Origin of the sequence: Enterobacter sp. 22466 (assembly GCF_052044775.1) — a bacterium.
In the GTDB taxonomy this organism is placed as follows: domain Bacteria; phylum Pseudomonadota; class Gammaproteobacteria; order Enterobacterales; family Enterobacteriaceae; genus Enterobacter; species Enterobacter dissolvens.
The window spans coordinates 15817-38329 of sequence record NZ_JBQENX010000011.1 but is presented as its reverse complement, the minus strand read 5'-3'; the positions used below and the strand labels follow the sequence as shown (position 1 = coordinate 38329).

At 55.6% G+C, this 22513-nt stretch carries 20 protein-coding genes and 1 other RNA gene; 16 read left to right on the top strand and 5 right to left on the bottom strand.

The genetic code is table 11. The features are described from left to right. Positions 1 to 140: 140 nt before the first annotated feature. From epd to ACTJJI_RS22515, 6 genes are all read left to right on the top strand, one after another. Positions 141 to 1160 (top strand): erythrose-4-phosphate dehydrogenase, encoded by a 1020-nt coding sequence (gene epd / locus ACTJJI_RS22540; RefSeq protein ID WP_014833195.1) that lies wholly within the window; start codon positions 141 to 143, stop codon positions 1158 to 1160. 49 nt (positions 1161 to 1209) lie between these two features. Continuing rightward, positions 1210 to 2373, top strand: a complete 1164-nt coding sequence (pgk, locus tag ACTJJI_RS22535) for a phosphoglycerate kinase (protein ID WP_014833194.1) — start codon at positions 1210 to 1212, stop codon at positions 2371 to 2373. A gap of 91 nt (positions 2374 to 2464) precedes the next feature. Beyond that, positions 2465 to 3544: a class II fructose-bisphosphate aldolase gene (gene fbaA, locus ACTJJI_RS22530; RefSeq protein WP_008499731.1), complete on the top strand. Its 1080-nt coding sequence runs from the start codon at positions 2465 to 2467 to the stop codon at positions 3542 to 3544. Positions 3545 to 3730: 186 nt separating this feature from the next. Then, positions 3731 to 4585: a small-conductance mechanosensitive channel MscS gene (gene mscS / locus ACTJJI_RS22525; protein WP_014833193.1), complete on the top strand. Its 855-nt coding sequence runs from the start codon at positions 3731 to 3733 to the stop codon at positions 4583 to 4585. A 145-nt stretch (positions 4586 to 4730) separates the two neighbouring features. Further along, positions 4731 to 5366, top strand: coding sequence for an arginine exporter ArgO (gene argO, locus ACTJJI_RS22520; protein ID WP_063412847.1), 636 nt, complete (start codon positions 4731 to 4733; stop codon positions 5364 to 5366). 92 nt (positions 5367 to 5458) lie between these two features. Beyond that, positions 5459 to 6199, top strand: coding sequence for an oxidative stress defense protein (locus ACTJJI_RS22515; RefSeq protein WP_014833191.1), 741 nt, complete (start codon positions 5459 to 5461; stop codon positions 6197 to 6199). 48 nt (positions 6200 to 6247) lie between these two features. Here ACTJJI_RS22515 and argP read toward each other — a convergent pair whose 3' ends face one another. After that, positions 6248 to 7141 (bottom strand): DNA-binding transcriptional regulator ArgP, encoded by an 894-nt coding sequence (argP, locus tag ACTJJI_RS22510; protein ID WP_008499727.1) that lies wholly within the window; start codon positions 7139 to 7141, stop codon positions 6248 to 6250. Positions 7142 to 7268: 127 nt separating this feature from the next. On the opposite strand from argP, the gene rpiA reads away from it, so the two are divergent. Beyond that, positions 7269 to 7928, top strand: a complete 660-nt coding sequence (gene rpiA, locus ACTJJI_RS22505) for a ribose-5-phosphate isomerase RpiA (RefSeq protein WP_013098630.1) — start codon at positions 7269 to 7271, stop codon at positions 7926 to 7928. Positions 7929 to 8196: 268 nt separating this feature from the next. Further along, the gene (serA, locus tag ACTJJI_RS22500) at positions 8197 to 9429 is read left to right on the top strand and encodes a phosphoglycerate dehydrogenase (RefSeq protein WP_013098629.1); all 1233 of its coding nucleotides are present in this window, start codon (positions 8197 to 8199) and stop codon (positions 9427 to 9429) included. 107 nt (positions 9430 to 9536) lie between these two features. Here the strand turns inward: serA and ACTJJI_RS22495 are convergent, their stop codons facing one another. The 3 genes from ACTJJI_RS22495 to zapA form a co-directional block, all read right to left on the bottom strand. Next, positions 9537 to 10133, bottom strand: a complete 597-nt coding sequence (locus tag ACTJJI_RS22495) for a 5-formyltetrahydrofolate cyclo-ligase (RefSeq protein WP_046889560.1) — start codon at positions 10131 to 10133, stop codon at positions 9537 to 9539. 24 nt (positions 10134 to 10157) lie between these two features. Further along, positions 10158 to 10341: non-coding RNA, 6S RNA (gene ssrS / locus ACTJJI_RS22490), on the bottom strand. A 41-nt stretch (positions 10342 to 10382) separates the two neighbouring features. Next, positions 10383 to 10712 (bottom strand): cell division protein ZapA, encoded by a 330-nt coding sequence (gene zapA / locus ACTJJI_RS22485; protein ID WP_006811891.1) that lies wholly within the window; start codon positions 10710 to 10712, stop codon positions 10383 to 10385. 168 nt (positions 10713 to 10880) lie between these two features. Here zapA and ACTJJI_RS22480 point away from each other — a divergent pair, with 168 nt between their 5' ends. The 8 genes from ACTJJI_RS22480 to ACTJJI_RS22445 all read left to right on the top strand — a co-directional run bounded on the left by ACTJJI_RS22480 (position 10881) and on the right by ACTJJI_RS22445 (position 20911). Continuing rightward, positions 10881 to 11459, top strand: a complete 579-nt coding sequence (locus ACTJJI_RS22480) for a YecA/YgfB family protein (protein ID WP_014833189.1) — start codon at positions 10881 to 10883, stop codon at positions 11457 to 11459. 31 nt (positions 11460 to 11490) lie between these two features. Continuing rightward, positions 11491 to 12804: a Xaa-Pro aminopeptidase gene (pepP, locus tag ACTJJI_RS22475; protein WP_440655710.1), complete on the top strand. Its 1314-nt coding sequence runs from the start codon at positions 11491 to 11493 to the stop codon at positions 12802 to 12804. After that, entirely contained in the window at positions 12801 to 13979 is a 1179-nt protein-coding gene (gene ubiH, locus ACTJJI_RS22470; RefSeq protein WP_194515871.1) for a 2-octaprenyl-6-methoxyphenyl hydroxylase, read from the top strand. The genes pepP and ubiH overlap by 4 nt, the downstream gene beginning before the upstream one ends. 12 nt (positions 13980 to 13991) lie before the next feature. Then, a complete protein-coding gene (ubiI, locus tag ACTJJI_RS22465; protein ID WP_047361356.1) occupies positions 13992 to 15194 on the top strand; it encodes an FAD-dependent 2-octaprenylphenol hydroxylase in 1203 nt (400 codons plus the stop codon). Positions 15195 to 15591: 397 nt separating this feature from the next. Further along, positions 15592 to 16686, top strand: coding sequence for a glycine cleavage system aminomethyltransferase GcvT (gcvT, locus tag ACTJJI_RS22460; RefSeq protein WP_368279216.1), 1095 nt, complete (start codon positions 15592 to 15594; stop codon positions 16684 to 16686). A 23-nt stretch (positions 16687 to 16709) separates the two neighbouring features. After that, complete coding sequence (gene gcvH, locus ACTJJI_RS22455) at positions 16710 to 17099, top strand: glycine cleavage system protein GcvH (RefSeq protein ID WP_013098622.1); 390 nt, start codon at positions 16710 to 16712, stop codon at positions 17097 to 17099. 122 nt (positions 17100 to 17221) lie between these two features. Next, on the top strand, positions 17222 to 20095 hold the full coding sequence (gcvP, locus tag ACTJJI_RS22450; protein ID WP_440655593.1) for an aminomethyl-transferring glycine dehydrogenase: 2874 nt from the start codon (positions 17222 to 17224) through the stop codon (positions 20093 to 20095). Between the two features lie 72 nt (positions 20096 to 20167). Beyond that, the gene (locus ACTJJI_RS22445; RefSeq protein ID WP_013098620.1) at positions 20168 to 20911 is read left to right on the top strand and encodes an SDR family oxidoreductase; all 744 of its coding nucleotides are present in this window, start codon (positions 20168 to 20170) and stop codon (positions 20909 to 20911) included. 85 nt (positions 20912 to 20996) lie between these two features. Here the strand turns inward: ACTJJI_RS22445 and ACTJJI_RS22440 are convergent, their stop codons facing one another. Then, a complete protein-coding gene (locus tag ACTJJI_RS22440; protein ID WP_047361360.1) occupies positions 20997 to 22430 on the bottom strand; it encodes a 6-phospho-beta-glucosidase in 1434 nt (477 codons plus the stop codon). Positions 22431 to 22513 lie beyond the last annotated feature (83 nt).

Genomic DNA, 22513 nt, shown 5'->3' with positions numbered 1-22513 from the left:
TTGCTGAAGCGTTTCAGTCGATTAAATGTTCGACAATTGACCAATCAATCGCAGTTTGTGATAGCAAAGATTCCCCTTCGGGCGTAGCTGGATTACTCTTTCAGCCACCTCGAACTCAGGGATAGCTTTGCAGGAGATCTATGACCGTACGCGTAGCGATTAATGGCTTCGGTCGCATCGGGCGCAACGTGGTTCGTGCTTTGTATGAATCCGGGCGTCGGGCGGAAATTACCGTGGTGGCAATCAATGAACTGGCGGATGCTGCGGGCATGGCGCATTTGTTGAAATACGACACCAGCCACGGACGCTTTGCCTGGGACGTGCGCCAGGAAAGGGATCAGCTGTTTGTCGGTGACGATACGATCCGCGTACTGCATGAGCGCAGTATTGCCGCGCTACCGTGGCGTGAACTGGGTGTGGATGTGGTGCTTGACTGTACCGGCGTATATGGCAACCGTGAACACGGCGAAGCGCATCTCACCGCCGGCGCGAAAAAAGTCCTGTTCTCCCACCCCGGCAGTAACGACCTCGACGCGACGGTCGTTTTCGGCGTCAATCAGCATGAGCTGCAAGCCGAACACCGTATTGTCTCCAACGCCTCCTGCACCACCAACTGCATTATTCCGGTCATCAAACTGTTAGACGATGCATATGGCATTGAATCCGGTACTGTGACTACGATTCACTCCGCCATGCACGATCAACAGGTCATCGACGCCTACCACCCGGATTTACGACGCACGCGTGCCGCGAGCCAGTCAATCATCCCGGTGGACACAAAACTGGCTGCGGGGATCACCCGAATTTTCCCGCAGTTTAATGACCGTTTTGAAGCGATTGCCGTGCGCGTACCGACGATAAACGTCACCGCAATTGACCTCAGCGTGACGGTAAAAAAACCGGTAAAAGCTTGTGAAGTCAACCTGTTGCTGCAAAAAGCGGCACAGGGGGCATTTCATGGTATAGTTGACTATACGGAATTACCGTTGGTCTCAGTGGATTTTAACCACGACCCGCACAGCGCCATTGTTGATGGCACGCAAACGCGCGTCAGTGGCGCACACCTTATCAAGACGCTGGTCTGGTGTGATAACGAATGGGGCTTTGCTAACCGTATGCTCGACACCACGTTAGCAATGGCCGCCAAAGGTTTCAGGTAAGACGCATCGTGCGTCTGCAAAACTTTAAGAATCAACGAGAGGATTCACCATGTCTGTAATTAAGATGACCGATCTGGATCTGGCTGGTAAACGCGTTTTCATCCGTGCGGATCTGAACGTGCCAGTTAAAGATGGCAAAGTGACCAGTGACGCGCGTATCCGTGCATCTCTGCCAACCATCGAACTGGCTCTGAAGCAGGGTGCGAAAGTGATGGTGACCTCCCACCTGGGTCGTCCAACTGAAGGCGAGTACAACGAAGAGTTCTCTCTGCTGCCGGTTGTTAATTACCTGAAAGACAAACTGTCCAACCCGGTTCGCCTGGTGAAAGATTACCTGGACGGCGTGGAAGTGGCTGCCGGTGAACTGGTGGTTCTGGAAAACGTTCGCTTCAACAAAGGCGAGAAGAAAGACGACGAAGCACTTTCCAAAAAATACGCTGCACTGTGCGACGTATTCGTGATGGATGCCTTCGGTACTGCGCACCGTGCGCAGGCGTCTACCCACGGTATCGGTAAATTTGCAGACGTTGCGTGCGCAGGTCCTCTGCTGGCTGACGAACTGGAAGCGCTGGGTAAAGCACTGAAAGAGCCCGCTCGTCCAATGGTTGCTATCGTGGGTGGTTCTAAAGTTTCTACCAAACTGACCGTTCTGGATTCCCTGTCTAAAATCGCTGACCAGCTGATCGTTGGCGGTGGTATCGCGAACACCTTCGTTGCCGCTCAGGGCCACAACGTTGGTAAATCCCTGTATGAAGCAGACCTGGTTGACGAAGCCAAACGCCTGCTGGGCACCTGTGATATCCCGGTTCCAACCGATGTTCGCGTTGCCACTGAGTTCTCCGAAACGGCGACTGCTACCCTGAAATCTGTAAACGACATCAAAGATGAAGAGCAGATTCTGGACCTGGGCGACGTTTCTGCACAGAAACTGGCTGAAATCCTGAAAAACGCAAAAACTATCCTGTGGAACGGTCCTGTTGGCGTGTTCGAATTCCCGAACTTCCGTAAAGGGACTGAAATTGTTGCTAACGCTATCGCAGACAGCGAAGCGTTCTCTATCGCAGGCGGTGGTGACACCCTGGCAGCAATCGACCTGTTCGGTATTGCTGACAAAATCTCCTACATCTCCACTGGTGGCGGCGCCTTCCTCGAATTCGTGGAAGGCAAAGTTCTGCCAGCAGTAGCAATGCTCGAAGAGCGCGCTAAGAAGTAAGCCATTCAAGGGCAGGGAAACCTGCCCAATTTTCAGCGCGCTTTAAGAGCTCGCACCTTTTCTAACGGCCGAAGATACAGGACTAAGCAACATGTCTAAAATTTTTGATTTCGTAAAACCTGGCGTGATCACTGGTGATGACGTTCAGAAAGTGTTCCAGGTAGCTAAAGAAAACAACTTTGCTCTGCCAGCAGTTAACTGCGTGGGTACTGACTCCATCAACGCCGTACTGGAAACCGCTGCAAAAGTTAAAGCACCGGTTATCGTACAGTTCTCTAACGGCGGTGCTGCGTTCATCGCAGGTAAAGGTGTGAAAACTGACATCCCTCAGGGTGCTGCAATCCTGGGCGCTATCTCTGGTGCGCACCACGTACATCAGATGGCTGAACACTACGGTGTTCCAGTTATCCTGCACACTGACCACTGCGCGAAGAAACTGCTGCCGTGGATCGACGGTCTGCTGGACGCGGGTGAAAAACACTTCGCGGCTACCGGTAAGCCACTGTTCTCTTCTCACATGATCGACCTGTCTGAAGAGTCACTGCACGAAAACATCGAAATCTGCTCTAAGTACCTGGCGCGCATGGCCAAAATGGACATGACCCTGGAAATCGAACTGGGTTGCACCGGCGGTGAAGAAGACGGCGTGGACAACAGCCACATGGACGCTTCTGCTCTGTACACTCAGCCAGAAGACGTTGATTACGCTTACACCGAGCTGAGCAAAATCAGCCCACGCTTCACCATTGCAGCGTCCTTCGGTAACGTACACGGCGTTTACAAACCAGGTAACGTGGTTCTGACCCCAACCATCCTGCGTGACTCTCAGGAATACGTGTCCAAGAAACACAACCTGCCGCACAACAGCCTGAACTTCGTCTTCCACGGCGGTTCCGGTTCTTCTGCTCAGGAAATCAAAGACTCCGTAAGCTACGGCGTAGTGAAAATGAACATCGATACCGACACCCAGTGGGCAACCTGGGACGGTATCCTGCAGTACTACAAAGCAAACGAAGCTTACCTGCAGGGCCAGCTGGGCAACCCGAAAGGCGAAGACCAGCCGAACAAGAAATACTACGATCCACGCGTATGGTTGCGCGCAGCGCAGACATCCATGGTGACCCGTCTGGAACAGGCATTCAAAGAGCTGAACGCAATCGACGTTCTGTAATCTGAACGTCTGACAGCACCAGAAGGCCCGCATATGCGGGCCTTTTTTTATGCGTTTTCAACATGCTGCAACATCTGGATTTGTGATCTGTTTGGCAAAACTTGCGCTTTTTGTTTACCCTTTACTGACCTGCCTGTCTCCATGGGGGATGGATTTTGTGTTTTGGTTTAACAAAAGGAAGAATAAATGGAACAACTCGATGTTGTAGACAGCATCAATAACGCTGGCAACTGGCTGGTGCGCAACCAGGCACTGCTGCTGAGTTATGCGGTGAACATCGTTGCCGCGATTGCCATCATCATCGTCGGGATGATTGTGGCGCGTATCGTATCGAACGCGGTCAACCGGGTGATGGTGGCGCGACATATTGACGCCACGGTGGCTGACTTCCTCTCTGCGCTGGTGCGCTATGGCATTATCGCCTTTACGTTGATTGCTGCACTGGGGCGCGTTGGCGTGCAGACGGCATCGGTGATCGCCGTGCTTGGTGCCGCGGGTCTGGCGATTGGTCTGGCGTTACAGGGCTCGCTCTCGAACCTGGCGGCAGGCGTACTGCTGGTCACCTTCCGTCCGTTCCGCTCCGGTGAGTATGTTGATCTGGGCGGCATTGCCGGAACCGTGCTGCAGGTACAAATTTTCTCTACCACTCTGCGTACCGTCGATGGCCGTATCGTTGTGGTTCCGAACGGGAAAATCATTGCGGGCAACATTATTAACTTCTCCCGCGAGCCGGTGCGCCGTAACGAGTTAATTATCAGCGTGGCGTATGATTCTGATATCGATCAGGTGAAATCGCTGATTGCTAACATCATTGCCTCTGACGAACGCATTCTGAAAGATAAAGAGCAGACCGTCCGCCTGAACGAACTGGGGGCATCTTCTATTAACTTCGTGGTGCGCATCTGGAGCAAAAGCAGCGATCTGCAAAACGTGTACTGGGATGTGCTGGAGCGGATCAAACGTGAGTTTGACGCCAACGGCATCAGCTTCCCGTATCCGCAGATGGACGTAAACGTCAAAAAAGTCAAAGAAGTCGAATAACGTCTCCCATAGGCCCGGTTAGCGCTGGCGACACCGGGCTTTTTCTTCATTAGACCTGCTAATACCCAATTAATATTATCAATTTCCTCTAATGTTATTCTCAAAGTATAGTCTGCACCAAAGACCATTCTGCGAGATTGATGTCATGTTATCGTACTATTTTCAGGGGCTTGCGTTAGGCGCAGCCATGATCCTTCCCCTTGGTCCGCAAAACGCGTTTGTGATGAACCAGGGGATTCGCCGCCAGTATCATCTGATGATTGCCCTGCTGTGCGCGGTAAGCGATTTGCTGCTGATCTGTGCCGGGATTTTTGGTGGTAGCGCGCTGCTGATGCAGTCCCCCTGGCTGTTGGCGCTGGTGACCTGGGGTGGGGTCGCCTTCCTGCTGTGGTACGGATTCGGCGCGCTGAAAACGGCGATGAGCAGCAACCTGGCGCTGGCGAGCGCCGAAGTGATGAAGCAGGGACGCTGGAAGATTATCGTCACCATGCTGGCGGTAACGTGGCTTAATCCGCATGTCTATCTCGACACCTTCGTGGTGCTGGGTAGCCTGGGTGGGCAACTGGAGGTTGAACCGAAGCGCTGGTTTGCGCTGGGTACGGTGAGCGCCTCCTTCCTCTGGTTCTTCGGCCTCGCGATTCTGGCTGCGTGGCTGGCACCCCGTCTGCGTACCGCCAAAGCCCAGCGGATCATCAACACGCTGGTGGGCGTGGTGATGTGGGTCATTGCCTTTCAGCTGGCAAAAGAGGGGATTCATCATGTTCAGGGATTGCTCAACTAAGCGTTGTCTTATGGACAACTGAGCAAGACCCGCTAAGCTTGCTGGCATGCGCCCTGTTGTTGGGGCACTCTTCGCAACATGGAGGAATGACAGTGAAGTTTAACGTGATGGCCCTGGCGGCATTAGTAAGTTTAGGTGCGGTGTCTGTTCAGGCGAATGAATTGCCAAATGGTCCGCACATCGTCACTTCCGGCACCGCCAGCGTGGATGCGGTACCGGATGTTGCGACGCTGGCAATTGAAGTCAACGTAGCCGCGAAGGATGCCGCTTCCGCCAAGAAGCAGGCTGACGATCGTGTTGCGCAATATCTCTCTTTCCTGGAGCAGAATGGTGTTGCCAAAAAAGACATCAGCTCTGCGAACCTGCGTACTCAGCCTGATTACGACTACCAGAACGGCAAAAGTATCCTGAAAGGTTACCGTGCCGTGCGCACCGTTGAAGTGACCGTCCGCCAGCTGGATAAGCTGAACTCCCTGCTGGATGGCGCGCTGAAGGCAGGTCTGAACGAAATCCGTTCCGTCTCACTGGGCGTTGCGCAACCGGAGAAATATAAAGACGAAGCGCGTAAAGCGGCAATTGATGATGCAATGCATCAGGCGCAGCAGCTGGCCGCTGGCTTTAAGAGTAAACTCGGCCCGGTGTATAGCGTGCGTTACCACGTCTCTAACTATCAGCCAAGCCCAATGGTACGGATGATGAAAGCCGATGCGGCACCGGTATCTGCTCAGGAAACCTATGAGCAGCCGACCATTCAATTCGACGATCAGGTGGATGTGGTGTTCCAGCTGGAACCGACTCAAACTCAGCAAACTGAGGCGGCTAAGGCGCAGTAATTTGCCCTCACCCTAACCCTCTCCCACAGGGAGAGGGAATTCAAGCGATTAATCCTGTCTCAACACCTTGTGCCCGTAAGCCAGCAGCGCGTCGGTGACGTTGCGCATCATGCGGCTTTCCGGTGCAAAACGGTGCCAGTAGAGCATCCGGCGCTGATACAGCCCCGGCGTCAAATCAATCAGCTCACCGCTTTTCAACTCTTTTTCAATTTGCAGGTGTGGGATCATGCAGCAGGTGGTTCCCTGACGCGCAAGCTGCACGAAGGCCTCGGACGAGTTCACGATATGGCACGGCACGCTGCCCGGCGGCAGGTCAAAGTTTTGTTGCAGGAAAGCCTGATGCATATCGTCCAGATGGTCGAACGCCACCGCAGGCGCCTTAAGCAGCGCGGCGCGGGTGACGCCATTGGGGAAGTAACGTTCAGCAAAGGCTTTTGAACCAACAAACAGGTAATCCAGCGCACCCAGTTGATCCACCAGACAGCTTGGCAGCGCCTGAGGCTGGATACTGACCGCTCCAACCACTTCACCACGGCGCAGGCGTTCCTGAGTGCGGGTTTCATCTTCAACCTGCAGATTCAGGCGGATAGGGGAGTCGGCCAGGACCGGGGCGAGGGCGGGCAGCAGCCAGGTTGCCAGACTGTCGGCGTTCACCGCCAGCGACAGCAGCAACGGCGTAGAACCCGTTTGTTCATCACCCAGCCATTCGTCTTCCAGCAGTTCAACCTGACGCAGCAGGGCGAGGAGCTTTTGTCCTTGCTCTGTTGGACGCGGTGGCACGGTACGCACCAGCAGTGGCTGCCCGAACATGTTTTCAAGCTGTTTGATACGCTGTGATACGGCGGACTGAGTAATACACAGCTTTTGCGCTGCGCGCTCAAAACCGCGTTCACGAATAACTGCATCAAGTGCCTGTAGTGTTCTGTAGTCCGGACGTTTCATTGCTCTGGCTTACTCCTTAATTTTGCTTAATCTGCACTATGACACAATTTTCCCTTTGTGGCAGACGAATTCCACCTCACGTGTTCTATAATGCGCCCTAAGTTTTCATACCACAGGCAAAACGATCATGACGCAGGATGAACTGAAAAAAGCAGTAGGATGGGCCGCGCTCCAGTACGTGCAACCGGGTACTATCGTCGGTGTGGGTACGGGGTCGACGGCGGCACACTTTATCGATGCGCTGGGCACGATGAAGGGGCAGATCGAGGGCGCGGTTTCGAGCTCCGATGCTTCCACGGAAAAGCTGAAAAGCCTCGGCATTACCGTTTTCGATCTGAACGAAGTGGACCGTCTGGGGATCTACGTTGATGGCGCGGATGAAATCAACGGGCATATGCAGATGATCAAAGGCGGCGGTGCGGCGCTGACGCGTGAAAAGATCATCGCCTCTGTCGCGGATAAATTCATCTGTATCGCAGATGCATCCAAACAGGTCGATATTCTGGGTAAATTCCCGCTGCCGGTTGAAGTGATCCCGATGGCGCGCAGTGCCGTGGCACGTGAGCTGGTAAAACTGGGTGGCCGTCCGGAATACCGTCAGGGTGTGGTCACCGATAACGGTAACGTGATCCTCGACGTGCATGGCCTGGAAATTCTCGACGCGATTGCGCTTGAAAATGCCATCAACGGCATCCCGGGCGTTGTCACCGTAGGGTTATTTGCCAACCGTGGTGCGGATGTTGCGCTGATCGGCACGGCTGATGGCGTGAAAACCATCGTAAAATGATCTGACGGGGGGAGCACTCCCCCCGCTAAAAAAAATTTGAAAAGCTAAATTCGGTGACTTGTGTCACGTTTTTCGCCCCTCTCTTGCCGATCCTTCCGCATTCATAAATATCCACAGCATTTTACTCTGCTATTTTGCGCTGTATGACTTTTCTTCAGAGTGCCGACGCAAACGTTCATATTGCTGCAATAGTTTTTTTTGATATGTTGGCTAAGCGGATTTCAATCCAGCACAACATCAGTTCAGACAAAAAAACAGGGTCGGGTAAATGGCAAAGGTATCACTGGAGAAAGACAAGATTAAATTCCTGCTAGTAGAAGGCGTGCATCAAAAAGCACTCGATAGCCTTCGCGCGGCAGGTTACACCAACATCGAATTTCACAAAGGCGCGCTGGATACTGAAGAGCTGAAAGCGTCCATCCGTGATGCCCACTTCATCGGCCTGCGATCCCGTACTCATCTGACTGAAGACGTTATTGCCGCGGCGGAAAAGCTGGTGGCTATCGGCTGTTTCTGCATCGGTACCAACCAGGTTGACCTGAATGCTGCCGCCAAACGCGGTATTCCCGTGTTTAACGCCCCGTTCTCCAACACCCGTTCCGTGGCGGAGCTGGTGATTGGCGAACTGTTGCTGCTGCTGCGCGGTATTCCGGAAGCTAACGCCAAAGCCCACCGCGGCGTGTGGAACAAACTGGCCGCGGGCTCTTATGAAGCGCGCGGTAAAAAACTGGGTATCATCGGTTACGGCCACATTGGTACCCAACTGGGTATCCTGGCTGAATCCCTGGGCATGCATGTTTACTTCTACGACATCGAAAGCAAACTGCCGCTGGGGAACGCGACTCAGGTTCAACATCTTTCTGACCTGCTGAACATGAGCGACGTGGTGAGCCTGCATGTGCCGGAAAACGCCTCAACCAAAAACATGATGGGCGCGGAAGAGCTGGCGCTGATGAAGCCGGGTTCACTGCTGATCAACGCCGCACGCGGTACGGTTGTCGATATTCCCGCGCTGTGCGATGCCCTGAAGCGTAAGCATCTGGCGGGGGCGGCTATCGATGTTTTCCCGACGGAGCCTGCAACCAACAGCGATCCGTTTAACTCTCCGCTGTGCGAGTTCGACAACGTGATCCTGACGCCACACATCGGTGGTTCTACTCAGGAAGCGCAGGAGAACATCGGCCTGGAAGTGGCGGGTAAACTGAGCAAATACTCCGATAACGGCTCAACGCTCTCGGCCGTTAACTTCCCGGAAGTGTCGCTGCCGCTGCACGGTGGTCGTCGTCTGCTGCACATTCACGAAAACCGTCCGGGCGTGCTGACCGCCATCAACCAGATCTTTGCTGAGCAGAGCGTCAACATTGCCGCGCAGTATCTGCAGACGAACTCGCAGATGGGTTACGTGGTGATTGATATCGAAGCAGATGAAGATGTGGCCGAGAAAGCACTGCAGAGCATGAAGGCCATTCCGGGGACGATTCGCGCGCGTCTGCTGTACTGAGGGTGTGAGGTAAATGCAAAACGGTAACGAGAGTTACCGTTTTTTATGTTTTCTCCCTCTCTCTGTGGGAGAGGGCTGGGGTGAGGGCATCAGGCTGCACGCCTGTTTTACCATTCCCACAACTTCGATGGCGTCACCACCGCCGGCAACGGCACATCCCACTTCTCGACCGGCAAAGCTTCTACCGCCTGACAATCATGCGCATAACCCACCGGCTGCAACCCGTACTGCCGCCAGTTTTGCAACGTCCTGTCATAGAAGCCCCCGCCCATTCCTAAACGTTGGCCCTGTTCATCAAACGCCACCAGCGGCGTAATCAGTACGTCCAGCTGTGACAGCGGCAGCACGTCGCGTACATCCAGCTTCGGCTCGGTGATTTTCAGACGATTCACAACCAGTTCGCTGTGCGGGTGGTAGTGCAGAAACAGCAGATTCCCGGCGCTAAACGGATGCAGCACAGGCAGGTAAACCCGCTTTCCGGCTCGCCAGAGTTGCTCGATGAGCGGCTGCGTATCCAGCTCACCATCAAATGAGAGAAACAGCGCGACGGTATGCGCCATCACCACCGGCGGATACGCCATCATGCGTGCGGCGGCCTGTTGGGCAAAATGCGTTTGCTGTTCAGGGGTTAACGCCCGGCGACGTTGACGAATTAACTGACGAATGTCCTGGCGTGAGGCAGAAACTTCAGGGAATTGGGTCATGGTAGTGGGTAGAAGAAGAGTGAGGGAATCTCCGAGATGCCGCCGCAGGCTGTAACCCTTGAACCCTTGGTTCAAGGTGAATGTGTCGTCATAGTTTTAAGGCTTCTCGGACGAACCGAGCATGCTCACCAACCATGGAGCGCCACATTCTTGTGGTATGAAATATCGGCTCAGGGGACTGGCCCGCTTGCGAACATCTCAGAGAAATTTTGTCTTCACAGTTACTCTACCATAGTCAACTGAGAAGTGTTATTCAAACTTTGGTCCCGGTCTTTCGGGATTGCGACCTTGATCAAGCAACGCCTGTTCTATGGTCTGCTGGAGCATTTTAATGCGCTGCTCCATGCTTGCCGCGTAGTCGCGGGTCTTCGCTTTTTCCTGAGTCAGTTCATAGCTGATGTTCAACGCGGCGATAAAAACCAGCTGCTCAGTATTTGTGACTCTAGTGCGTTCTTTAAGATCTTGCAACCGCTGATTCAAATCGTCCGCAGCCTGATTCAAAGCATCCCTTTGTTCAGGAGGACAATTCACTCGCAGTGAACGGCCAAAAATCTGGAGATCGACGGGTTGTGCAGACATGCCACCTTCCTGCTGATTGACTGCGCTGCCTTCGCTTACTGCCCCGGGGGCTGCGAAGGGGCGACACTATAGCTACCCTGATGTGAAGATACAAGCCCTTTTCTGGTATCACCAGGGTCCAAAGTGGTAGCATATCATGAATATTCCTCCCTTTGATGACGAAAGCTCATGTCTATACAGAACGAAATGCCTGGTTACAACGATTTAAACCAGTTACTGAACCAGCAGGGTGTGGGTTTAACCCCTGCCGAAATGCACGGTCTGATCAGTGGCATGCTATGCGGCGGAAACAGCGACAGCTCATGGCAGCCGCTGATCCACGACCTTACGAACGAAGGGCTGGCGTTTGGTCATGAACTGGCGGAAGCGCTGCGAAAAATGCACTCGGCAATCAGCGATTCGCTGGAAGACGATGGCTTCCTTTTTCAGCTTTATCTGCCTGAAGGCGACGATGTCAGCGTGTTCGATCGCGCCGATGCGCTGGCCGGTTGGGTAAACCACTATCTGCTGGGGCTGGGCGTCACGCAGCCTAAGCTTGATAAAGTCACCGGCGAAGCGGGTGAAGCGATCGACGATTTGCGTAACATCGCGCAACTGGGTTACGACGAAGAAGAAGATCAGGAAGAGCTGGAGATGTCTCTCGAAGAGATCATCGAGTACGTTCGCGTGGCGGCACTGCTGTGCCACGACAACTTTACGCGCTCAAAGCCAACCGCACCGGAAGTCCGTAAGCCAACCTTACATTAAGAAAAATAACGCACAGGAGGGTGTCATGGTTATCTCGAATCAAGAGTATTCCCGTCGTCGTCAGGCGCTGCTGGCAAAAATGCAGCCAGGAAGCGCAGCGCTGATTTTTGCCGCGCCCGAAGTGACGCGCAGCGCCGACAGTGAATACCCCTATCGCCAGAACAGCGATTTCTGGTACTTCACCGGGTTCAATGAACCGGAGGCGGTACTGGTGCTGATCAAGAGCAATGACACCCACAACCACAGCGTGATTTTCAACCGTGTTCGGGATCTCACGGCGGAGATCTGGTTCTGTCGACGTCTGGGGCAAGAGGCCGCGCCAGCAAAACTGGGTGTGGACCGTGCACTGGCGTTCAGCGAAATCAACCAGCAGCTCTATCAGTTGCTGAACGGCCTGGATGTGCTTTACCACGCGCAGGGCGAGTATGCGTATGCCGATGAGATAGTCTTTACCGCGCTGGACAAGCTGCGTAAAGGCTCCCGTCAGAATCTCTCTGCCCCGGCCACGCTGACGGACTGGCGTCCGGTGGTCCACGAGATGCGCCTGTTCAAATCGCAGGAAGAGCTGGACGTGATGCGTCGTGCAGGCGAAATCAGCGCGCTGGCACACACAAGGGCGATGGAGAAGTGCCGTCCAGGCATGTTTGAATATCAGCTGGAAGGCGAGATCCACCACGAATTTAACCGCCACGGTGCCCGCTATCCCTCCTACAACACCATTGTCGGCGGCGGCGAAAACGGCTGTATTCTGCACTACACCGAAAACGAAAGTGAGCTGCGTGACGGCGATCTGGTACTGATTGATGCGGGTTGCGAATACCTGGGCTATGCGGGCGACATTACCCGTACGTTCCCGGTGAACGGTAAGTTCTCACCCGCGCAGCGCGAGATTTATGACATCGTCCTTGAATCCCTTGAGACGGCGCTGACGCTCTATCGCCCCGGTACCTCCATCCAGGAAGTGACCGGCGAAGTGGTGCGCATCATGATTACCGGCCTCGTAAGGCTCGGGATCCTGAACGGTGATGTGGATACCCTGATTGCTGAAAATGCGCATCGCCCCTACTTTATGCACGGCCTGAGCCACTGGCTGGGGCTGGATGTGCATGATGTGGGCGCGTATGGTGCAGAACGTTCTCGCGTGCTGGAGCCGGGGATGGTGCTGACCGTTGAACCGGGGCTCTACATTGCGCCGGATGCCGACGTGCCGGAAGCGTACCGTGGAATTGGCATTCGCATCGAAGATGACATTGTCATCACCGAAACCGGTAACGAAAACCTGACCGCGGGCGTGGTGAAAAGCGCCGATGACATTGAGGCGCTGATGGCAGCGGCACGCCCATGAGCGTGATTATCGTTGGCGGGGGGATGACGGGAGCTACGCTGGCGCTGGCCATCTCGCATTTGACGAAAGGGCAACTCCCGGTCCATCTGGTGGAGGCCGTGGCGCCAGAGGCGTCCGACCATCCCGGTTTTGATGCCCGCGCCATTGCGCTGGCACAGGGGACATGCCAGCAGCTCGCGCGCATTGGCATCTGGCAGGCGATTGCGGATTGTGCGACGGCAATCAACACCGTACACGTCAGCGATCGTGGCCATGCCGGGTTTGTGACGCTGGACGCCCAGGATTACCGCATCGATGCGTTAGGCAGGGTGGTCGAACTTCACGACGTCGGGCTGCGTCTGTTCCGTTTATTGCAGGATGCCCCGGGCGTGACGCTGCATTGCCCGGCGCGCGTCGCCAGCTTTAGCCGTAGCGAAGAGGCGGTCAGCGTGACGCTGGAAAACGGCACGGTTCTCGATGGCCAGCTTCTGGTCGCTGCCGATGGTTCACGTTCTGCGCTTGGCACCCAGTGCGGCGTGGAATGGCGCTCGCAGCCTTACGGGCAGGTCGCCGTTATTGCTAACGTCTCCACGGCGGGAGAACACAATGGCAGAGCGTTTGAGCGTTTCACCCAGCACGGCCCGCTGGCCATGCTGCCGATGTCAAACGGACGCTCCTCGCTGGTGTGGTGTCATCCCCAGGATAAAGCGGCTAACGTTGAGTCCTGGTCCGACGAACGTTTTTGTACCGAGCTGCAAAAAGCCTTTGGCTGGCGGCTGGGGCGTATTACCCATGCGGGAAAACGCGCTGTTTACCCGCTGTCGCTGACCACGGCATCTCAGTCCATCTCCCATCGCGTGGCGCTGGTGGGCAATGCCGCGCAGACGTTGCATCCAATCGCCGGGCAAGGCTTCAACCTTGGGTTGCGCGACGTGATGAGCCTGGCAGAGACTCTGTCCCAGGCGTGGCATGAGCAAAAAGATTGCGGCGCGTATCCGGTGCTCAGCCATTATCAGAAGCGACGCCGGGCCGATAAAGAAGCGACTATCGGCGTCACCGATGGCCTGGTGCATCTGTTTGCCAATCGCTGGGCACCGCTGGTTGCAGGCCGCAACCTTGGGCTGATGGCGATGGAATTATTCATTCCGGCACGTGACGTGCTGGCGCAGCGGACCCTTGGTTGGGTCGCGCGTTAAGGAGTTATCATCGTGCAAAATGTTGATGTCGCCATTGTGGGCGGCGGAATGGTAGGGCTGGCGCTGGCCTGTGGTTTACAGGGTAGCGGTCTGCGCGTGGCCGTGCTGGAGCAAAATCTGCCTCAGCCCGTTGCGCACGATGCGCCACCGGAACTGCGCGTCTCGGCAATCAATGCCGCCAGCGAAAAACTACTGACGCGCCTTGGCGTCTGGTCAGATATCGTGGCGCAGCGTGCCAGCTGCTATCACGGGATGGAAGTGTGGGACAAAGACAGCTTTGGCCATATCGCGTTTGATGATGAAAGTATGGGCTATAGCCATCTGGGTCATATCATCGAAAATGCCGTCATTCACCATGCGTTATGGCAAAAAGCGCAATCCTGCAGCGATATCACCCTGATCGCGCCCGCGCAAATCCAGCAGGTGGCGTGGGGGGAAAACGAAGCGTTTATCACCCTGCAGAGCGGCGATATGTTGACCGCGCGTCTGGTGGTGGGGGCGGATGGTGCAAACTCCTGGCTGCGTAACAAGGCGGATATTCCCCTGACCTTCTGGGACTATCGTCATCATGCGCTGGTCGCGACGATCCGTACTGAAGAGCCGCACGGTGGCGTTGCGCGCCAGATTTTCCATAACGATGGCATTCTGGCGTTTCTGCCGCTGAGCGATCCGCACCTGTGCTCGATCGTCTGGTCTCTGGTGCCGGAAAAAGCACAGCTGATGCGCGAGGCGACGCCAGAGGCGTTTAATCAGGCACTGTGCATGGCGTTTGATAACCGTCTTGGTCTGTGCACCCTTGAGAGCGAACGTCTGGTATTCCCGTTGACCGGTCGCTACGCGCGCCAGTTTGCGGCGCACCGTCTCGCGCTGGTGGGTGACGCGGCGCATACCATTCATCCGCTGGCCGGACAGGGAGTTAACCTTGGCTTTATGGATGCGGCAGAGTTGGTGAATGAGCTGCGCCGTCTGCACCGCGAAGGTAAAGACATCGGCCAGCATCTCTACCTGCGTCGCTACGAACGCAGCCGCAAGCACAGCGCGGCGGTGATGCTGGCAGGCATGCAGGGCTTCCGCGAGCTGTTTGCCGGGGCAAACCCGGCGAAAAAACTGCTGCGCGACATCGGCCTCAAACTGGCCGACACCCTTCCAGGCGTAAAACCTCAACTTCTTCGCCAGGCGATGGGTCTTAACGACCTGCCTGACTGGCTACGCTGATTTAGACCCCCGTCACACTTTATTTACCCGGCCTCTGCGCCGGGTAAATATGCTCGTTTGAAATATTCTAATTTCACGTCATTTTTCGCATTAGATAATCTAATCTGGCTATTTTCGTGTTGCGGAAATTCGGCCCGTTTTTCCGCACGAAATATCACCATGTGCTAAATTTTGTTAGATCGTTGTTAATTTTATGCGGGTTGAATCGCATTTTACCAGTGAATAACTCTGTAGGCTTTTCAGCGTTTTTTGGTCATAAGCTAATGTGATGACCTGTTTTACCTTATGGTTAATCGCCGGTTTCGGTGGTAAGTTCAGGTAAAAGAGAACGTTTGCGTCGGCGCCGGGGAACGGGGCCGATACCGGGATTCACGGTGAATTTTTCAACGAGGAAAAGATGGCTCAACAGACTCCTTTGTACGAACAACACGTGTTATGCGGTGCACGTATGGTGGACTTTCACGGCTGGATGATGCCGCTGCATTACGGCTCACAGATTGATGAGCACCACGCGGTACGCACCGATGCCGGTATGTTCGACGTGTCCCACATGACGATTGTCGATCTGCGCGGTAGCCGCACCCGGGAGTTTTTGCGTTATCTGCTGGCAAACGACGTCGCAAAACTGAAGACGCCAGGTAAAGCGCTCTACACCGGCATGCTAAATGCCTCCGGCGGCGTGATTGATGACCTCATCGTCTACTATTTCACTGAAGATTTCTTCCGCCTCGTTGTAAACTCCGCCACCCGCGAAAAAGACCTCTCCTGGATTACCCAACACGCCGAACCGTATGCCATCGACATCACCGTACGTGATGATCTGTCGCTGATCGCGGTGCAGGGGCCGAACGCGCAGGCGAAAGCCGCCACGCTGTTCAACGACGAGCAGCGTCAGGCCACCGCTGGCATGAAGCCGTTCTTCGGCGTGCAGGCAGGCGATCTGTTTATCGCGACCACCGGCTATACCGGTGAAGCGGGCTATGAAATTGCCATGCCGAATGAAAAAGCCACCGACTTCTGGCGTGCGCTGGTTGAAGCGGGCGTCAAGCCAGCAGGACTGGGCGCGCGCGATACGCTGCGTCTGGAAGCGGGCATGAACCTTTATGGTCAGGAGATGGACGAAAGCGTCTCTCCGCTGGCCGCTAACATGGGCTGGACCATCGCCTGGGAACCGGCTGACCGCGAATTTATTGGCCGTGAAGCGCTGGAGATGCAGCGCGAAAAGGGCACTGATCAGCTGGTTGGCCTGGTGATGAAGGAAAAAGGCGTGCTGCGCGGCGAGCTGCCGGTACGTTTTACCGATGCAGACGGCAATCCGCGTGAAGGCGTGATCACCAGCGGTACCTTCTCCCCCACGCTGGGCTACAGTATTGCACTGGCACGCGTGCCGGCCGGCATTGGCGAAACGGCGGTGGTACAGATCCGCAACCGCGAAATGCCTGTCCACGTGACCAAACCGATTTTTGTTCGCGCCGGTAAACCGGTCGCCTAATCTTTTTTATCAGGAGAACTTCAATGAGCAATGTGCCAGCAGAACTGAAATACAGCAAAGAACACGAGTGGCTGCGCAAAGAGGCGGACGGCTCTTATACCGTTGGGATCACCGAGCACGCGCAAGAGCTGCTGGGCGACATGGTGTTTGTTGACCTGCCGGAAGTGGGCGCGACCGTCAGCGCGGGCGACGACTGCGCTGTCGCGGAGTCCGTTAAAGCGGCATCTGATATCTACGCACCGGTAAGCGGTGAAATCATTGCCGTTAATGATGCGCTGAGTGACTCCCCGGAACTGGTCAACAGCGAGCCGTATGAAGGCGGCTGGATCTTCAAGATCAAAGCCAGCGACGAATCGCAGGTTGCTGCGCTGCTGGATGCCACCGCATACGAAGCCCTGTTAGAAGACGAGTAAGCCATTATCCCTCTCCCTTCGGGAGAGGGCAGGGGTGAGAGTGCCCATCTTCCCCTCACCCTACCCCTCTCCCACAGGGAGAGGGAACTTAAATTCACTGCACGTTTCAGGAACCATCGCTCATGACACAGACTTTAAGCCAGCTTGAAAACCGTGGCGCCTTCATTGAACGTCACATTGGGCCGGATGCTCAGCAACAGCAGGAGATGCTGAAGACAGTTGGCGCGGATTCATTAGACGCACTGATCGGCCAGATCGTGCCAAAAGACATCCAGCTTGCCACGCCACCACAGGTGGGTGAGGCGACGACTGAATTTGCTGCGCTGGCAGAATTAAAGGCCATTGCAGCCCTTAACAAGCGCTATAAGTCTTACATTGGCATGGGTTATACCAACGTGCAGTTACCGCCGGTGATCCTGCGCAACATGCTGGAAAACCCGGGCTGGTATACCGCGTATACCCCCTATCAGCCGGAAGTGTCCCAGGGCCGTCTGGAAGCGCTGTTGAACTTCCAGCAGGTGACCCTGGATCTGACCGGACTGGATATCGCTTCCGCCTCTCTGCTGGATGAAGCCACTGCTGCGGCAGAAGCCATGGCGATGGCGAAGCGCGTGAGCAAGCTGAAAAACGCCAACCGCTTCTTTGTGGCGGCGGATGTTCATCCGCAGACGCTGGATGTGGTACGCACCCGTGCGGAAACCTTTGGCTTCGACGTCATTGTCGACGATGCCGACAAAGTACTGGATCACCAGGATGTCTTTGGCGTGCTGCTGCAGCAGGTGGGCACTACGGGTGAAGTGCATAACTACAGTGCACTGATTGCCGAACTGAAAGCGCGTAACGTTGTTGTCAGCGTCGCCGCTGATTTTATGGCACTGGTACTGCTAACGGCGCCTGGCAAACAGGGTGCGGATATCGTCTTTGGCTCTGCGCAACGCTTCGGCGTGCCGATGGGCTACGGCGGCCCGCACGCAGCATTCTTTGCGGCAAAAGATGAATTCAAACGCTCCATGCCGGGCCGTATTATTGGCGTGTCAAAAGACGCTGCCGGTAACACTGCGCTGCGCATGGCGATGCAGACGCGTGAGCAGCATATCCGCCGCGAGAAAGCGAACTCCAACATTTGTACCTCACAGGTTCTGCTGGCAAACATCGCCAGCCTGTATGCAGTGTTCCACGGTCCGGTTGGCCTGAAACGCATCGCCAGCCGCATTCACCGTCTGGCCGATATTCTGGCCTGCGGTCTGCAGCAGAAAGGCCTCAAACTGCGTCACGCTCACTACTTCGACACCCTGTGCGTTGACGTGGCGGACAAAGCGGCGGTGCTGGCACGTGCTGATGCGGCGCAAATCAACCTGCGCAGCGACATCCATAACGCGGTCGGCATCACCCTTGATGAATCCACCACCCGTGAAGATATCGTCAACCTGTTTAACGTGTTGCTGGGCGACGCGCACGGTCTGGACATCGATACGCTGGACAAAGAGGTCGCGCTCGACAGCCGTTCTATTCAGGACGGTATGCTGCGTGACGATGCGATCCTGACGCACCCGGTCTTTAACCGCTACCACAGCGAAACCGAGATGATGCGTTATATGCACTCTCTGGAGCGCAAGGATCTGGCGCTGAACCAGGCGATGATCCCGCTGGGCTCCTGCACCATGAAGCTGAACGCGGCGGCCGAGATGATCCCTATCACCTGGCCTGAGTTTGCTGAGCTGCACCCGTTCTGCCCGGCCGAGCAGGCGGAAGGCTATCACCTGATGATCAACCAGCTCTCCGACTGGCTGGTGAAACTGACGGGTTATGACGCGCTCTGCATGCAGCCAAACTCCGGCGCGCAGGGTGAATACGCCGGGCTGCTGGCGATCCGCCACTATCACGAGAGTCGTAACGAAGGCCACCGTGATATTTGCCTGATCCCAAGCTCTGCCCACGGCACCAACCCGGCCTCTGCCCAGATGGCGGGAATGGAAGTGGTCGTGGTGGCGTGCGATAAGAACGGCAACATTGACCTCGCTGACCTGCGTGCGAAAGCCGAACAGGCGGGCGATAAGCTCTCCTGCATCATGGTGACCTACCCGTCGACTCACGGCGTGTACGAAGAGACCATCCGTGAAGTCTGCGAAGTAGTACATCAGTTCGGCGGCCAGGTTTATCTTGATGGCGCGAACATGAATGCGCAGGTGGGCATTACCTCGCCGGGCTTCATCGGCGCGGACGTTTCGCACCTGAACCTGCATAAAACCTTCTGCATTCCGCACGGCGGTGGCGGCCCGGGTATGGGGCCAATCGGCGTGAAAGCGCACCTGGCACCGTTTGTTCCGGGCCACAGCGTGGTGCAGATCGAAGGGATGTTGACCCGTCAGGGCGCGGTGTCAGCGGCGCCGTTTGGTAGCGCCTCAATCCTGCCAATCAGCTGGATGTACATCCGCATGATGGGCGCAGAAGGGCTGAAAAAGGCAAGCCAGGTGGCCATCCTGAATGCTAACTACATCGCGACCCGCCTCAAGTCGGCCTACCCGGTGCTCTACACCGGCCGCGATGGCCGCGTGGCGCACGAGTGCATTCTGGATATTCGTCCGCTGAAAGAGCAGACCGGCATTAGCGAGCTGGATATTGCCAAACGTCTTATCGACTATGGATTCCATGCACCAACCATGTCCTTCCCGGTTGCGGGTACGCTGATGGTGGAGCCAACGGAGTCCGAGAGCAAAGCCGAGCTGGACCGCTTTATTGATGCGATGCTGGCCATCCGCATGGAGATCGACCGCGTGCAGGACGGCGAATGGACGCTGGAAGACAACCCGCTGGTCAATGCGCCGCACACGCAGCATGAAATGGTGGTGGAGTGGAATCACGGTTACAGCCGTGAACTGGCGGTCTTCCCGGCCGGTGTGGCAAACAAATACTGGCCAACCGTGAAACGTCTTGATGACGTCTACGGCGACCGTAATCTGTTCTGCTCCTGCGTACCAATGAGCGAATACCAGTAATCGTGTTGATGTAGTAACGTAGGCCGGGTATGGCGAAGCCGCCATACCCGGCTTTTTTATTGGGAGAAAAGAATGGGTATTGCACTTGTCACCGGCGCCAGCCGCGGTATCGGTAAAGCCACCGCGCTGCAGCTGGCAAACGAAGGCTACACCGTGGCGGTGAATTATCACCATAACATTAAGGCCGCGACGGACGTTATCAACCAGATCGTCGGGGCGGGCGGTAAAGCCTTTGCCCTGCGCGCGGATATCAGCGATGAAGCGCAGGTACTGGCGATGTTCGACAGTCTTGACCGCGAAGCGGAGCCGCTGACCGCGCTGGTGAATAACGCCGGGATCCTGTTTGAGCAATCCACCATCGAAAATCTTTCGGCTGAACGCATCAATCGTGTGCTGGCAACCAACGTCACGGGGTATTTCCTCTGCTGCCGTGAAGCGGTAAAGCGTATGTCGCACAAACATGGCGGCAAGGGTGGGGCGATTGTGAATGTCTCCTCCGCGGCGTCACGACTGGGCGCGCCGGGTGAGTATGTGGATTACGCGGCGTCCAAAGGGGCGGTGGATTCACTGACAACCGGGTTAGCGCTGGAAGTGGCGGCGCAAGGTATCCGCGTTAACTGCGTGCGCCCCGGGCTTATCTATACCGACATCCATGCCGACGGTGGAGAGCCGGGACGTGTGGATCGCGTTAAGTCGTTGCTGCCGATGCAGCGCGGCGGCCAGCCTGAAGAGGTGGCCCAGGCGATTGTCTGGCTGCTGAGCGAGAAGGCATCGTACGTGACGGGCAGTTTTATTGAGTTAGCGGGCGGGAAGTAAACCTCTCACCCTAACCCTCTCCCAAAAAGGGAGAGGGGAGCAATCGTAGGCCGGTGCAAGCGTAGCGCCGCCCGGCGTTACAGAGTTAAAGCGTCTCACCGTTACTGGCAATCACACCTTTATACCACTCGAAGCTTTTCTTACGGGAGCGCGACATGTCACCTGTGCCGTCGTCGTGCTTGTTCACATAGATAAAGCCATAGCGCTTGCTGTACTGGCCGGTGGTGAAAGAGACGCAGTCGATACAGCCCCACGGTGTGTAACCCATCAGATCAACCCCATCGTGCGTCACGGCTTTGATCATCTCTTCCACGTGAGCGCGCAGATAGTCGATGCGGTAGTCATCGTTGATGCTGCCGTCTTCTTCCACTTTATCGTAGGCGCCAAAACCGTTCTCGACGATAAACAGCGGTTTCTGATAACGCTCGTATAGCTCACACAGAGAGTAGCGCAGACCCACAGGGTCAATCTGCCAGCCCCAGTCAGAGGCTTTCACGTGCGGGTTGGGCACGCTGCCTTCAAAGCCTGAAATTGCATCGCCGGTACCGCCTTCGGCTTTGACAGCGTTCGTCATGTAATAGCTGAAACCTAAGTAGTCGCAGGTGCCTTCGCGCAGGATCTGCTCATCACCCGGCTCCATGTTAATGGTGAAACCTCGGCGCTCCCATTCATTCAGTACGTAAGACGGGTAGTAACCGCGCAGCTGAACGTCGGTAAAGACGTAGCGTTCACGCATGGACTCCTGGGCAAACATCACGTCCTCCGGTTTACAGGAGAACGGATAGAGCGCCACCATCGCCAGCATACAGCCGACCTTCATTTCCGGGTTAATACGACGCGCAGCTTTCACTGCCAGGGCGCTGGCCACAAACTGATGATGCAGCACCTGGTACATGGTCTCTTCCGGGTTGTCGTGCTCGGTATAGACCACACCGGAGCAGCAGTAGCCGAACAGCGGGGCACGCCAGTTACGCTGGTTGTTGATTTCGTTGAAGGTCATCCAGTATTTGACCTTGTTTTTGTAACGCTCGAAGACCACTTCCGCGAAACGGACAAAGAAATCGACCACTTTACGGTTGGTCCAGGCGCCATACTCCTGCACCAGGTGCAGTGGCATTTCGAAGTGGGAGAGGGTGATCACCGGCTCGATGTTGTACTTCAGTAACTCATCGAACATATCGTCGTAAAACTTCAACCCTTCTTCATTAGGCTGCGTTTCATCACCTTTCGGGAAGATGCGCGTCCACGCGATAGAGGTGCGGAAACATTTGAAGCCCATCTCGGCAAACAGCTTGATGTCTTCTTTGTAGTGGCCGTGAAAATCGATGGCCTCGTGGTTGGGGTAGTATTTACCCGGTACCACTTCCTGAGTGATTTCACGGGGGACGCCATGTGCACCACCGGTCAGCACGTCACAGATGCTCGGCCCTTTGCCGTCCTTGTTCCAGCCGCCTTCCACCTGGTGAGCAGCAACCGCGCCGCCCCATAAAAAATCTTTTGGTAAGGTTAATTTTTTCATCGTTGCTATTCTCAATTCATGACTTATTGGAATCGAGTCTAGCAAAGCGACATTAAATGTCACGATATAACAATTTGCCTGAA